We start from the raw sequence: 13,823 nt of genomic DNA on the forward strand, positions 1-13,823 counted from the left end.
AGCGGGCCCTCTCTTCCGCTCCTGATCCGGCACCTCCGCGCCGCACGCGGCCTGCGTTCGCCACGCGGGTGCGGCGCACCAAGCTTTCACAGGCTTCATGGCTTCATGGCTTGACGCGAAGGCCCCGGTCGCCCGTCCTCCCCAGGACGGCGGCCGGGGCCTTCGTGCTGCTGCGGCCCTTGCCGCTGTTACGCCGCTACTTGTGGCGGGCGGCGCGGGCGACGGTGACGACCGCCTTCTCCAGGGCGTACTCCGGATCGTCCCCGCCGCCCTTGACGCCGGCGTCGGCCTCGGCGACGGCCCGCAGCGCGAGCGCCACGCCGTCCGGTGTCCAGCCGCGCATCTGCTGCCGTACGCGGTCGATCTTCCACGGGGGCATGCCGAGCTCGCGGGCGAGGTCGGCGGGGCGGCCGCCGCGGGCGGAGGACAGCTTGCCGATGGCCCGCACGCCCTGGGCCAGGGCGCTGGTGATCAGGACCGGTGCGACGCCGGTGGACAGCGACCAGCGCAGCGCCTCCAGGGCCTCGGCGGCCCGGCCCTCCACGGCGCGGTCGGCGACCGTGAAGCTGGAGGCCTCGGCGCGGCCCGTGTAGTACCGCCCGACGACAGCCTCGTCGATGGTCCCCTCTACGTCCGCGCAGAGCTGGGCGACGGCGCTGGCCAGCTCGCGCAGGTCGCTGCCGATGGAGTCGACCAGGGCCTGGCCCGCCTCGGGGGTCGCGGAGCGGCCCAGCGCGCGGAATTCGGACCGTACGAACGACAGGCGCTCGGCGGGCTTGGTGGTCTTGGGGCAGGCGACCTCGCGGGCCCCCGCTTTACGCGCCGCGTCGAGCAGCCCCTTCCCCTTCACGCCACCCGCATGGAGCAGTACGAGCGTGATTTCCTCGGCGGGCGCTTCGAGGTAGGACTTCACGTCCTTGATCGTGTCGGCGGAGAGGTCGTGCGCGTTCCGCACGACGACCACCTTGCGCTCGGCGAAGAGCGACGGGCTTGTCAGCTCGGCGAGCGTGCCGGGCTGAAGCTGGTCGGGCGTGAGGTCGCGTACGTCGGTGTCGGCGTCGGCGGCGCGCGCGGCCGCCACCACCTGCTGCACAGCACGGTCGAGCAGCAGGTCCTCCTGCCCCACGGCGAGGGTGAGGGGGGCGAGCGGATCGTCGGTCGAATTCTTCCTGGTGGCCATCGTGGTCCAGCATCCCATGGCGCACTGACAGTCCCGTTCGTGTTGGAGAATGGGCAGGTGAGCGAAGTCAGACACGTACTGGTACTGCCGGATCGGGACGCCGCCGAGGAGGTGGCCCTGGAGCTGGGTGAGCGCTTCGGAGCTGTCGAGGAGCCGCAGCTCGTACGGGACGCGCTGGCCGGTGAGGACGATGCCGAGGACGCGCAGTGGCTGGTCGTCGTGGAGGACCCCGGCCGGCGTCTCGACCCCGGGGCGCTGCACGCACTGGCCGGCGAGTACGAGGGATGGCTCGAACATGCCTGATGTCGTCTGACCTCCGGTCCTAGGCCGTTGGCCGAGGCGCGCGGGGGTGCGCCGTCGATAGCGTGCGGGCATGACGACCACGGAACCGGCGCGCAGCCGGGAGCAGCGCAAGCAGGACGTACTGGAACGGCTGGCGAAGGACGACGACCTGTGGGTCGCCACGGCATCGGCGGACGGGGAGCCGTGCCTGGTCCCGCTGTCGTTCGTCTGGGACCGGGAGACGCTCCTGATGTGCACCCGTCGTACAAACCCCACGGCACGGAACCTGACACCCGCCGGGCAGGTACGGGTCACCCTCGGCCACACCAGGGACGTGGTGCTGATCGAGGGCACCGCCGAGCCCGTGGAGGGAACGGACCTGGCACCGGAGTCGGCCGACGCCTTCGCGGCGAAGCTCAACGGCTGGGACCCGCGGAACCGGAAGCCCTGGGTGTACCTCCGCATCACCCCGCGAGCCGTGAAGGCGTGGCGCGAGGAGAACGAGCTGGCCGAGCGCGAACTGATGCGGGACGGCGACTGGCTCGTCTAGCGCGCGGGCTCCGGCCCCGCGGGCACCGCCCGCAGGCCGGGACCCGAGCCGGTCACCGCGATCGCCCCGTCCGTGTCCGTGCGCAGCACGGTGGCCCCGCCCGTGCGCAGTGCCGTGAGCGTACGCGGCGAGGGGTGGCCGTACGGGTTGTCCCGGCCGCAGGAGACCACAGCCAGCCGGGGGCGGGCGCGGGCGAGCAGGGCGGGGTCCTGGTAGGCCGAGCCGTGGTGCGCGACCTTCAGGACGTCCACGGGCGGGAGTATCGGATGGGCCCTCAGCAAACTGCGCTGTGCCGGGGGTTCAAGGTCGCCGAGGAGCAGCAGGGTGAGCGCGCCGGAGCGGACGAGGAGCGTGACGCTGGCGTCGTTCGGCTCTTCGGGCGTCGGCGCGGGGAAGGGCGGCGGCCACAGCGCCCGCCAGGACAACTGCCCGATCCACCGCCGCTCCCCCGGGGCCGTGGCAAGTAGCGGCACCCCTGCGGCTGCCGCGGTCCTGCGGACGAACGCGCTCTGCTCCAGGGGCTCCTGAAGCGTCGTCGTACGGATCTCGCCCACCGAACGGCCTCGCAGCACCCCCGGCAGCCCCGCCACGTGGTCCGCGTGGAAGTGGGTGAGCAGGACGAGCGGGACCCGGGTGACGCCGAGGTCGCGCAGGCAGCGGTCGACCTGCTGCGGGTCCGGTCCCGCGTCGACGACAACGGCCGTTCCCTCGCCCGCCGCGAGGACGGAGGCGTCTCCCTGGCCGATGTCGCACATCGCGAACCTCCAGCCCGGCGGCGGCCATCCGGTGATGATCCGGGTGAGCGGCGCCGGCCGCAGGATCGCGAGCACCAGGAGCAGCGCGCAGGCCGCGCTCAGCCACGGGTGGCGCAGCAGCCTGCGGGCCACGAACACGGCCACCGCCGTCACGGCGGCCAGCAGCAGCCCGCCGCGCCAGCCGCCCGGCCAGTCGACCTCCGCGCCGGGCAGCGCGGCCCCGGTACGGGCGACAGAGGCGATCCACCCGGCCGGCCACCCCGCGCACCGGGCCAGCAGCTCGGCGAGGGGCATCGCCACCGGAGCCGCGGCCAGGGCCGCGAAGCCGAGCACCGTCGCGGGAGCCACCGCGAATTCCGCGAGCAGGTTGCAGGGGATCGCCACCAGGCTCACCCTGGCCGCCATCATCGCGACGACGGGCGCGCATACCGCCTGAGCGGCGGCTGCCGCGGCCAGTACCTCCGCGAGCCTCGGCGGCACGCCGCGCCGTCGCAGCGCGGCGCTCCAGCGCGGGCCGAGGATGAGGAGGGCGCCGGTGGCCAGTACGGAGAGCAGGAAGCCGTAACTGCGGGCCAGCCACGGGTCGTACAGGACGAGCAGCAGGACGGCGGCCGCCAGGGCGGGGATCAGCTGCCTGCGGCGGCCCGTACCGATGGCGAGCAGCGTGATGAGCCCGCACGCGGCGGCCCGCAGCACGCTCGGTTCCGGCCTGCACACGACGACGAAGGCGAGCGTGAGCGCTCCGCCGAGCAGTGCGGTCGCCCGCAGCGGGATGCCGAGGCGCGGGGCGATCCCTCCCCGTTCGGCGCGCAGGGCCGTGCCGGGCGGTCCGATCAGCAGGATCAGAATGATCGTGAGGTTGCTTCCCGATACGGCGAGAAGGTGCGTGAGGTCGGTGGCCTCGAAGGCCTCGTGCAGCTCGGGCGGCACCCTGGAGGTGTCACCGACGACCAGCCCCGGCAGCAGTGCCCGCGCGTCCGGAGCGAGCCCGTCGGTGGCCTCGCGCAGCCCGGCCCTGAGGCCACCGGCCGTGCGCTGTACGGCGGTTGGTGGGCGGACTGTCTTCGGCGGTTCGCCGTCCGGTACGCGCAGCACCGCGGCGACGGGTTTGCCGCCGCCACTGCCGCCCGCCGGAGGTGCGAGCCGCCCCGTGAGCCGCAGCCCGGTGGACGGCAGCAGCCGCTGCCACCGGGCCGCCGCCGGCCCCCGGGCCGGTGCGATCACCAGGACCGGTGTACGTACGGCGGAGCTGACGGTCGCGCGCGTCACGCGGGTGATGTCGGCGTTGAGCACCAGCGACGTCGGCAACGTGTGGTCGCCGTGCACTCGCGGGCGGGTCGTGCGGGCGTCCGAGGTGACCGTCAGCTCCACCGTGACCTGCGCGTACTGGCGCGCCAGGCCCGGTACGGGGCCTCGGTGGAGGTCGGCGGCGTGCAACCCGGCCGAGGTGGCCCCTGCCGCCGCACACAGCAGCGCGGCGGCGACAGCGGTGACGCTCAGCCCGCGCCGGACCGCGGCCCCGCGCCTTTCCCGCCACGCCCGGACCATCAGCAGCCCGGCCGCCACGCCCACGCACACCACCACGAACCCGGCCGCCCAGCGGCCCGAGGCCCCCACCGTCACGGAAGCAGCGGCCCACGCGGCCAGCGCGGGCGGCACCAGACGCAGATCCGCCGGCCCTTCCTGCCAGGGGTCGGACGCCCCCAGCCGATGTCCGGACGCGACGTGAACCGCCGGGCGGCGCGTCATGGCCGTACGAGGGGCTGTAGATCCGCGAACCGGCGGTCGCCGATCCCCTTGACTTCGCTGAGCTCGTCGACGGAACGGAACCCGCCGTGTTCGGTCCGGTAGTCGATGATGTGCTGCGCCAGCACGGGACCGACACCGGGCAGCGTCTCCAACTGCTCGGCGGTAGCGGCGTTCAGACCGATCGGCCCCGCGGTCCCACCGGCAGCCGCCGCGCCCCCACCCCCGGCACCCCCCACCGGCGCGGGAACCCCCACGACCACCTGCTCGCCGTCCATGAGCAGGCGCGCGCGGTTGAGCCCGGCGGTGTCCGCGTCCGCCTTGATACCGCCGGCGGCCCGCAGCGCGTCGGCGACCCGCGACCCGGCCGGCAGCCGGTGGATGCCCGGCTGCCGTACCTTGCCGCTCACATCGACGACGATGCGCCCCTCGGGGGCCATCGTCGGAGGCGGCCCCGGCGACGGTTCCGGCCGCTCCGCGGCATGCCCCGCACCGACAACCTGCGGCGGCTGTACGGACTGTGGCCGGCCCGCCCAGAAGTGCTGGGCGGCGAAGACCGCACCCACCACAAGAACAACGGCCAGCGCGGCCAGCGTTCTGGGCTCAAGCCCGCACCGCGACTGCACCCAGACCGGCAGCCGCTCCCGCACAGCGGCCCGCACCCGCCCCAGCCTCCCACCCCCGGCCAATACGCCACCCTCCGCACCGCCCGCCCCAGGAGCCACCCCTCGTACCTCTTCGGCCACCGAAGCCGAAGCCCGAGTCGGAGTCGGCGACGGCGACGGCGACGGCGACGGCGGATTGTTCCTTGTCAGGGGTGCCCGGCGCGGCGCGGTTTCGAAGAGTGCCTCCGCGCGGCGGCGCAATGCCGTGGACGCGGCGGATTCGTGAACGCGGCGGCGCCCGCTTCGGCCGTGCCCATGGCGGGCGCGGACAACGGACGACCGGACGTCGGAGGCCGGGGCGCGGCCCGGTCCACTGCTGGTGGAGCGGGCGGCGCGTGAACGTGAGCGTGATCGGAGAGCCATGTCACGAGACGGTAGGCACATCCGCCCGTCCCCGCTGATCATGGTCGATTCCCGTGGAAAACCTGTTAGTTGTGGATATCCGGGTCACCCTCAAGAGGGGTGTTACTGAGGCGCGATCACAACTCCCAGCAGCCCGGGCCCCGTGTGCGCGCCGATCACCGCCCCCACCTCGCTGACATGCAGCACCGCCAGTCCGGGAACCCGGACACGCAGCCGCTCCGCCAGCCGTTCGGCCCGCTCGGGCGCCGCCAGGTGGTGCACCGCGATGTCGACGCGGCGCGTCCCCGCCCGCTCGGCGGCGATCTCCTCCAGCCGCGCGATGGCCTTGGAGGCCGTACGTACCTTCTCCAGCATCTCGATGCGGCCGCCGTCCAGCTCCAGCAGCGGCTTCACCGCCAGCGCCGAGCCCAACAACGCCTGTGCTGCGCCAATGCGGCCCCCGCGACGCAGGTAGTCGAGCGTGTCCACGTAGAAGTACGCCGACATGCCGGCCGCACGCTTTTCCGCGGCGGCCACCGCCTCGTCCACCGTGCCGCCCGCGTCGGCAACCTCCGCCGCCGACAGCGCGCAGAAGCCGAGAGCCATCGCGACCATCCCCGTGTCCACCACCCGCACCGGCACCGGAGCGCCCTGCGCGGCGAGCACGGCGGCGTCGTACGTTCCGGAGAACTCGGAGGACAGGTGCAGCGACACGATGCCGGTGGCGCCGGCCTCGGCCGCCGCCCGGTAGGCCGCGGCGAAGACTTCGGGGCTCGGCCTCGACGTCGTCACGGACCGGCGCTTTTGCAGTGCCAGGGCCAGTGAGCGGGCCGAGATCTCGGTGCCCTCCTCCAGGGCCTGATCGCCGATGACGACGGTCAGCGGCACCGCTGTGATGCCGTGCCGCTCCATCGTCTGCTGCGGCAGGTAGGCCGTTGAATCGGTGACGATAGCGACATGGCGGGACATGAGCGGGAGGTTACCCGGCGGCGGCGCCCAACGGCAGTCCGGCCCCACTCAATGAACCGTCCCGGGTCGGGAACCGACGGCAACCGTCTCAGACGGTGCCCTCCGGGCGGGCCGCCTTCTGCCACGGGTACGTGGCCTGCTGACGAGGGTCACGGGCCGTGATCGCCTCAGGCCCGGCAGCGGCCCGGCGCGCCGTATCGGCCGCGTCGGACGTGTTGGACGCATTGGCCCGGCCCGCCGCCGCACCGGGCGCCCCAGCAGCACCAGCCGCCCCAGCACCCGCACCCGCACCCGCCTCCGGCCAGTCGGCGTCCGCCCCCGGACCGGTGGCCCAATGCCGCAACGCCCCCGACTCCACCTCGATCTGCGCGCTCAGCGACGCGAGGTCGTCGTCCGCGAACCGCTGCGCCCGGTCCCGCGCCGCCCACCGCAGCGAGTCCGCCGCATGCGTCACCCGTTCCGTACGCTCACGCAGTTCCGGCAGCAGCTCCGCGACCCGCGCCTTGTCCGGCTCGCGCTCCAGCCGCTTCAGGTCGTCGTCCAGTTCGTGCCCGTGCGCGCTCAGCCGTTCGAAGAGGCCGATCGACTCCGACAGCGAGGCGTCCTCCGCGGCGCCCGCGTGCAGCGCCTCCTGGGTGGCCTTCATCGACGTACGCAAAGAGAGCCTCAGCTGGGCTAGCTCCCCGGCGACACCCATCTGCCCGAAGCTCTTCGCCCGCAGGGTCGTGTCCTCGACGGTGCGCCGCGCCTGCGTGATCTTCCGGTCCACGCCACGCTTGGCCGCACCGACCGCCTTCACGCTCACGTACACCCCCGTCGCCACGAACGCCACGCAGAGCAGCGCGAGAATGAGGATCAGGGTGACGACATCCATGAGCGCCCCTCCGTTGTCGGTCCAGCCGGCCACTCGGCTTTCGTGGTCTCTCCACCGTAAACGGAACAGGCAGGCCGAGGGTTCCATGGGAACCCCCAACCTGCCCGTAGGGGAAAGTACCTATGCGTTACGCCGGAACGATGTTCACCAGTTTCGGCGCCCGCACGATCACCTTGCGGATCCCCGCCCCGCCCAGCGCCGCGACCACCGCGGGGTCGGCCAGCGCCAGCTCCTCCAGCTCCTCGTCACCGATCGAGGGGGAGATCTCCAGCCGCGCCTTGACCTTGCCCTTGACCTGCACCACGCACGTCACGGTCTCGTCCACGACGTACGCCGGATCAGCGACCGGGAAGTCCTGGTAGACCACGGAGTCCGTGTGCCCCAGCTTCCGCCACAGCTCCTCGGCGATGTGCGGCGCCAGCGGCGCGACCAGCAGCACCAGCCGCTCCGCGACCGACCGCGACAGCGGGCCGCCGGCCTTCGTCAGGTGGTTGTTCAGTTCGGTGACCTTGGCGATGGCGGTGTTGAAGCGCATCCCCGCCATGTCCTGGCCGGCGCCGTCGATCGCCTTGTGCAGCGCCCGCAGCGTGTCCTCGTCGGGCTCGGTGTCGACCACCGTGGCCTCGCCCGTCGCCTCGTCGACGATGTTGCGCCACAGCCGCTGCAGCAGCCGGTACTGGCCGACCACCGCGCGCGTGTCCCACGGCCGCGACACGTCCAGCGGGCCCATCGCCATCTCGTACAGCCGCAGCGTGTCCGCGCCGTACTCGGCGGAGATCTCGTCCGGAGTGACGGCGTTCTTCAGGGACTTGCCCATCTTGCCCAGGACGCGGCTGACCTTCTCGCCCTGGTACCAGAACCCGCCGTCGCGCTCCTCGACCTCGGCCGCCGGCACCGCGATGCCGCGCGAGTCCCGGTAGACGAAGGCCTGGATCATGCCCTGGTTGTACAGCTTGTGGAACGGCTCGGACGACGACACGTGCCCCAGGTCGAACAGCACCTTGGACCAGAAACGCGCGTACAGCAGGTGCAGTACGGCGTGCTCCGCGCCGCCGACATACAGGTCCACGCCGCCGTGCGGCATGCCCTCGCGCGGCCCCATCCAGTACCGCTCGATCTCCGGATCGACCAGCTTCTCGCTGTTGTGCGGGTCCAGGTAGCGCAGCTCGTACCAGCAGGAACCGGCCCAGTTGGGCATGGTGTTGGTCTCGCGCCGGTACTTCTTCGGTCCGTCACCCAGGTCCAGCGTCACATTGACCCAGTCCTCGTTGCGCGACAGCGGCGTCTCGGGCCGGGAGTCGGCGTCGTCCGGGTCGAAGGTGCGCGGCGAGTAGTCCTCGACCTCCGGCAGCTCCAGCGGCAGCATCGACTCGGGCAGCGGGTGCGCGATGCCGTCCTCGTCGTAGACGATCGGGAAGGGCTCGCCCCAGTAACGCTGCCGGCTGAACAGCCAGTCGCGCAGCCGGTAGTTGACGGTCCCCTCGCCGATGCCGCGCGCGGCCAGCCACTCGGTGATCTTCGCCTTGGCGTCGACGACGCCCAGCCCGTCCAGCGAGATGTCCTCGCCCGACGAGTTCACGATCTTCGCGTCGTACGAGGCGAACGCGTCGTCCCACTCCGCCGGGTCCGTGCCCCGCCCGTCCGACGGCTCGACGACGCAGCGCATCGGCAGCTCGAAGGCGCGCGCGAACGCGAAGTCGCGGGAGTCGTGCGCCGGTACGGCCATGATCGCGCCGGTGCCGTAGCCCATCAGCACGTAGTCGGCGATGAAGACGGGCACCTGCTCGCCGCTGACCGGGTTGATCGCGTACGCGCCGGTGAAGACGCCGGTCTTGTCCTTGGCCTCGGCCTGCCGCTCGACGTCGGACTTCGAGGCGGCCTGGGCGCGGTACGCCGAGACGGCGTCGGCCGGGGTGGCGTGACCGCCCGTCCACACGTCGTGCGTGCCCTCGGGCCAGGCGGCCGGGACGATCTTCTCGACCAGCTCGTGCTCGGGCGCCAGCACCATGTACGTCGCGCCGAACAGCGTGTCCTGACGGGTGGTGAAGACGGTGATCGCGTGGCCGTCGACGGGGAAGTCGACGCGCGCGCCCTCGCTGCGCCCGATCCAGTTGCGCTGCTGCAGCTTGATCGCGTCGGGCCAGTCCACGCCGTCCAGGTCGTTCAGCAGGCGGTCCGAGTATGCGGTGATGCGCATGTTCCACTGGCGCAGCTTGGCCTTGAAGACGGGGAAGTTCCCGCGCTCGGAGCGGCCGTCGGCGGTGACTTCCTCGTTGGCCAGTACGGTGCCCAGGCCCGGCGCCCAGTTCACGGGTGCGTCGGAGGCGTACGCCAGGCGGTAGTCGCCCAGGACGTCGGCGCGCTCGGCGGCGCTCAGCTCACTCCAGGGGCGCGCGTCCGGCGTCGTACGCTCCCCGCTCTCGAACTGCGCCACCAGTTCGGCGATCGGCCGGGCGCGGTCCGCCTCCTTGTCGTACCAGGAGTTGAAGATCTGCAGGAAGATCCACTGGGTCCACTTGTAGTAGTCCGGGTCGATCGTCGCGATGGAGCGGCGCTTGTCGTGGCCCAGGCCCAGCCGGCGCAGCTGCTGCTTCATGTTGTCCATGGCGGCCTCGGTCGACACCCGGGGGTGCGTGCCGGTGGCGACCGCGTGCTGCTCGGCGGGCAGGCCGAACGCGTCGAAGCCCAGGGTGTGCAGGACGTTGTGGCCGGTCATGCGCTGGTAGCGGGCGAAGACATCGGTCGCGATGTAGCCCAGCGGGTGGCCGACGTGCAGCCCGGCGCCCGACGGGTACGGGAACATGTCCATGATGAACTTCTTGGGCTTGGCGGCCAGCTCCGCGTCGCCCGCCAGGTCACCGCTGGGATTCGGCGCCTCGTACGTACCCTCGGCGTCCCAGAAGTCCTGCCAGCGTGCCTCGATGTCAGCGGCCATCGCGGCCGTGTAGCGGTGCGGGGCTGCCACCTCGGCCGCAGAATTCGTCTCGCTCATGATCCTCAAAGCTCCATCGATCGTCTCTGCCAGCGGCTGCGACATTCAGGCTGTGACGTTCAGCGAATGAACTGTGACGTTCAGCCAATGAAAAATCCCCTCGCACAGGAGGGGACGCCGCGCCGATTCCGACCGGATCTTTCATCCGCCGGGACTGATCAGCGCGGCTCGCTAAGCAGAAGGCGTACGGCACGCATGGCGTCAGGGTACCGCAGCGCCCGCGAGGGCCGCATCGCGTATCCGGACGGCGGACTCAGCCGACTCAGCAGCCCTTGACCTCAGGGTTACTCCGCGTATCGGCCCTATCCGGGGCAACGCCCGAGCAAGTTTTCCCACAATCTCCGCGCTAAACCTTCAAACGTCGTACTGCCTGGTATGGGGCGACCTAGCATGCGGCAACGGGACCACTTTGCCGAACCATTCGGAGTCGCCCCCCATGAACCCTCGTCGAAAAATAAGTTCCTCCCCCGCTTTCCCCGCATTGAGCCGCCCCGCCCAAGGAGGCCTCACAGCCGCCGCGTTAATCCTCATACCGCTGCTCGCCGTCGCCGGCAGCGACAGTCTGCGCGCCGCGCTCGACTTCACGACCGGCGTCCTCTCACTGGTCTCCCTCACCGCTGCCGTCGCCTGGGGACTGCTGGCAACCGACCGGCTGCTCCTGCGGCCGCGCCACCGCCTCCTCGCCCAGGGCGTCCACCGCGCCACCGCGGTCGCCTCCCTCGGCTTCCTGCTGCTGCACGTGACGGTCAAGGTCTCGCTCGGACATGTCGCGCTCCTGGGAGCCCTGGTCCCCTTCGGCCTCGGAGTCAGCGGTACGTCCGGCCTCATCGGATTCGGCTCGCTGGCCGGGTTCCTCATGGTCGTCGCGGCCTCGACCGGCGCCCTGCGCAGCGCGTTCGCCACGCCGGGGCGCACAGCGGGCCGCTGGCGCTCGCTGCACATGGTGGCCTACCCGGCATGGGGATCGGCGCTGGTGCACGGCCTGTTCGCGGGCCGGCCCGCCGCGGGCTGGGTCGTCACGATGTACGCCCTGTGCCTCGCGGCGGTGGTCGCCGCCCTCTCGCTGCGCCTGCTGCCTCCGCCACTCAAGCGGACCATCACGGACCGGGTGGTGGCGCTGGCCACGTCCGGCTCCCTGGCCCCGGCGCCCGAACCGGCGCCCCGCGACTCCGCCACCTCCCCACTGCCCGGCGGCGGGTTCGCCCCGCCGCAGGAGCCGCCTCGGCCGCAGCGGCGGCCCGAGCAGCTGTTCCGCGACGACACGCAGCCCCCGCCGCACCGCCTCACGGCTCCCGCCCCGCCCCTGTACGAGGCCGGGCGTTCCTCTGAGGGCCTTCGCGGGGCGCCGGACACCGGCATATCGGCGGCGTACCGCGCCGTGTCGGCCGCGACGGCCGCCTCCGCCCCCACCGAACGGATCCCGCTGGCGGAACAGATCCCCCTGACGGAAGAAATCCCCGTCCAGGCGCCGCCTCCGTCTCCCCGCTGGCCCACGCCGTCACCCCCACCACCCGCCCAGGCCCTCCGCCCGCCCTACGACCCGGACCGCGCGGCGTACGGCCCGGGAGCCGTCCCCGCACCGGACCTTCCCGGGTACGGCCCCGACCCCGTACCGAACGTTCCCTGGAACGGCCAGAACCCGGAAACGAACGTTCCCTGGAACAGCCAGAGCTACGAAACCGACCTTCCCTGGAACGGCCAGAACGCCGTCCCCGACCTTCCCGCGTACGCCCCGGACATGCCCACCGGACCGCTCCCCCACCCCCACTCCCTCGACAACACCGAGCCCGCGCCGGGTCCGCCCTACCGGCCCGCCGCCGGAGAGCCCTGGCACGCACCCGCAGGAGACCGACGTTGAACGTCCCCCTTCCCGACGTCCCCGAAGTACGCGTAGTCGGCCTTCCCCAGCTGACGACCGGCTTCGACCTGGTCGAGCGCCTCGACCTCGGCATGCACCTGAAGGTGCACGGCCCGCTGGAGCCGATGGGCGGGGAGCGCCTGGCCGAACTCGCCGACTACATCTCGCTCCGCGGCCGCGGCGGCGCCGGCTTCCCCTTCGGCAAGAAACTGCGGGCGGTCGCACAGGCCTCCATCCGCCGCGGGGTGCGCCCCGTAGTCGTCATCAACGGCAGCGAAGGGGAGCCCGCCTGCCGCAAGGACACCGTCCTGCTCAACCGCGCCCCGCATCTCGCGCTCGACGGCGCCCTGCTCGCCGCCGAGGCGCTCGGCGCCCGCACCCTGATCGTCGGCGTCACCCGCAACTCGACCGAGGCCTCCATACGGGCCGCTTTCGCCGAGCGCGGCCTGTCCGACCGGCGCGGCCAGCAGCTGCGCGCCCGGATCGTGCGTACCCCTGAGCGCATGGTCTCCGGCGAAGCGTCCTCGCTGATCCGCGCCGCGAACGGCGGCCCGGCGCTCCCGCCCGGACGCCGTGAGCGCGCCGCGGAGACAGGAGTGGGAGGCGCACCGACACTGCTGTCCAACACCGAGACCTTCGCGCAGCTCGCCGTAGCCGCCCGCATAGGCGCCCGCCGCTACGGCCACACCGGACTGGAGAAAGAGCCGGGCACCGTCATGCTCACCATCTCCGGCGCCGTCGCGCGCCCCATGGTGGTCGAGGTGCCGACAGGTGTCCCGCTGCGTTACGTCCTCCAGATGGCCGGCGCCCCGCCGCTGCCCCAGGGCGTGCTGACCGGCGGCTACCACGGCAACTGGATCGACGCGGTAGCCGCGCACGACGCGGTGATCTCCCGCGAGTCCCTCGCCTCGTTCGGCGGCGCGCTGGGCGCGGGCGCCATTCTCCCGATCGGCCCGGAGACCTGCCCGCTGGGCGAGTCGCTGCGCGTAGCGAACTGGCTTGCCGCGGAGACAGCGGGCCAGTGCGGCCCGTGCCGCCTGGGTCTGCCCGCCGCCGCCGGTGGCCTCTCCGACGTACTCAACGGTGGAGGTCAGGCCGCCCTGGAGGCGCTGCGCGAAGTGACGCAGGCCGTGAAGGGCCGGGGCGCGTGCAAGCACCCCGACGGTTCGGTGCGCTTCTTCGTCTCCACCCTCAACGCCTTCACCGACGACCTGGCGGCGCACGTCCTGGGCGGCGGCTGCGGCCGCGAGACGATGGGTGTGCTGCCGCTGCCGGGCCCCGGTTACGAGGAAGAGGGCATCCCGAGCGGCGAGAAGTTCGCGGTCGACTGGACCCTGTGCAAGGGCCACGGGCTGTGCGCGGACATCATCCCCGAGCTGATCCGGCTCGGCCCCGACGGTTACCCGGCGCTCGCGGAGGCGTCGATTCCGGTGCACCTGCGGGGTCGCGCCCAGCGTGCCGTGCGCCGCTGCCCCGAGCTGGCGCTGCGCATCGAGCAGGAGGCCCCCGAGAGGCCGGCGCGTCCGGCGCTGCCGCCGGGCGGCAGGAAGGCCCTGGGAAGCGGCAGGGGCTAGCCACCAGCCACCCCGGAAACGAAAGGATCCCCCGGT

General features: G+C 72.6%; 10 protein-coding genes. 4 read left to right on the forward strand and 6 right to left on the reverse strand.

From position 1 onward, the window contains the following. Positions 1 to 196: 196 nt before the first annotated feature. Positions 197 to 1,180, reverse strand: a complete 984-nt coding sequence (gene holA, locus J7E96_RS10670; RefSeq protein ID WP_215129902.1) for a DNA polymerase III subunit delta — start codon at positions 1,178 to 1,180, stop codon at positions 197 to 199. A 57-nt stretch (positions 1,181 to 1,237) separates the two neighbouring features. Between holA and J7E96_RS10675 the strand changes: the two genes are divergently transcribed. After that, complete coding sequence (locus J7E96_RS10675) at positions 1,238 to 1,483, forward strand: hypothetical protein (RefSeq protein WP_215129904.1); 246 nt, start codon at positions 1,238 to 1,240, stop codon at positions 1,481 to 1,483. 70 nt (positions 1,484 to 1,553) lie between these two features. After that, positions 1,554 to 2,012 carry a pyridoxamine 5'-phosphate oxidase family protein gene (locus J7E96_RS10680; protein ID WP_215129906.1) on the forward strand — a complete coding sequence of 153 codons (459 nt, stop codon included), beginning with the start codon at positions 1,554 to 1,556 and terminating at the stop codon, positions 2,010 to 2,012. On the opposite strand, the gene J7E96_RS10685 is transcribed toward J7E96_RS10680, so the two are convergent. The 5 genes from J7E96_RS10685 to leuS form a co-directional block, all read right to left on the reverse strand. After that, complete coding sequence (locus J7E96_RS10685; RefSeq protein ID WP_215129908.1) at positions 2,009 to 4,516, reverse strand: ComEC/Rec2 family competence protein; 2,508 nt, start codon at positions 4,514 to 4,516, stop codon at positions 2,009 to 2,011. The two genes, J7E96_RS10680 and J7E96_RS10685, sit on opposite strands and share 4 nt — an antisense overlap. Then, the gene (locus J7E96_RS38715; protein ID WP_374196655.1) at positions 4,513 to 5,175 is read right to left on the reverse strand and encodes a helix-hairpin-helix domain-containing protein; all 663 of its coding nucleotides are present in this window, start codon (positions 5,173 to 5,175) and stop codon (positions 4,513 to 4,515) included. The genes J7E96_RS10685 and J7E96_RS38715 overlap by 4 nt, the downstream gene beginning before the upstream one ends. 468 nt (positions 5,176 to 5,643) lie before the next feature. Next, positions 5,644 to 6,489, reverse strand: coding sequence for a DegV family protein (locus J7E96_RS10695; protein ID WP_215129912.1), 846 nt, complete (start codon positions 6,487 to 6,489; stop codon positions 5,644 to 5,646). Positions 6,490 to 6,577: 88 nt separating this feature from the next. Further along, positions 6,578 to 7,363 (reverse strand): hypothetical protein, encoded by a 786-nt coding sequence (locus J7E96_RS10700; protein ID WP_215129914.1) that lies wholly within the window; start codon positions 7,361 to 7,363, stop codon positions 6,578 to 6,580. A 127-nt stretch (positions 7,364 to 7,490) separates the two neighbouring features. Continuing rightward, complete coding sequence (gene leuS / locus J7E96_RS10705; RefSeq protein ID WP_215129916.1) at positions 7,491 to 10,355, reverse strand: leucine--tRNA ligase; 2,865 nt, start codon at positions 10,353 to 10,355, stop codon at positions 7,491 to 7,493. Positions 10,356 to 10,836: 481 nt separating this feature from the next. Here leuS and J7E96_RS10710 point away from each other — a divergent pair, with 481 nt between their 5' ends. Further along, positions 10,837 to 12,213, forward strand: a complete 1,377-nt coding sequence (locus J7E96_RS10710; protein WP_215129918.1) for a hypothetical protein — start codon at positions 10,837 to 10,839, stop codon at positions 12,211 to 12,213. Next, the gene (locus J7E96_RS10715; protein WP_215129920.1) at positions 12,210 to 13,787 is read left to right on the forward strand and encodes an NADH-quinone oxidoreductase subunit NuoF family protein; all 1,578 of its coding nucleotides are present in this window, start codon (positions 12,210 to 12,212) and stop codon (positions 13,785 to 13,787) included. The genes J7E96_RS10710 and J7E96_RS10715 overlap by 4 nt, the downstream gene beginning before the upstream one ends. Positions 13,788 to 13,823 lie beyond the last annotated feature (36 nt).

Origin of the sequence: Streptomyces sp. ISL-96, from assembly GCF_018614035.1 — a bacterium.
Taxonomy (GTDB): Bacteria; Actinomycetota; Actinomycetes; order Streptomycetales; family Streptomycetaceae; genus Streptomyces.

Excerpts from the sequence above, each read along its gene's own strand:
- J7E96_RS10685 (WP_215129908.1), bottom strand. The coding sequence starts at position 4,516 with ATGACGCGCCGCCCGGCGGTTCACGTCGCGTCCGGACATCGGCTGGGG.
- J7E96_RS10700 (WP_215129914.1), bottom strand. The coding sequence starts at position 7,363 with ATGGATGTCGTCACCCTGATCCTCATTCTCGCGCTGCTCTGCGTGGCG.
- leuS (WP_215129916.1), bottom strand. The coding sequence starts at position 10,355 with ATGAGCGAGACGAATTCTGCGGCCGAGGTGGCAGCCCCGCACCGCTAC.
- J7E96_RS10680 (WP_215129906.1), top strand. The coding sequence starts at position 1,554 with ATGACGACCACGGAACCGGCGCGCAGCCGGGAGCAGCGCAAGCAGGAC.
- holA (WP_215129902.1), bottom strand. The coding sequence starts at position 1,180 with ATGGCCACCAGGAAGAATTCGACCGACGATCCGCTCGCCCCCCTCACC.
- J7E96_RS10695 (WP_215129912.1), bottom strand. The coding sequence starts at position 6,489 with ATGTCCCGCCATGTCGCTATCGTCACCGATTCAACGGCCTACCTGCCG.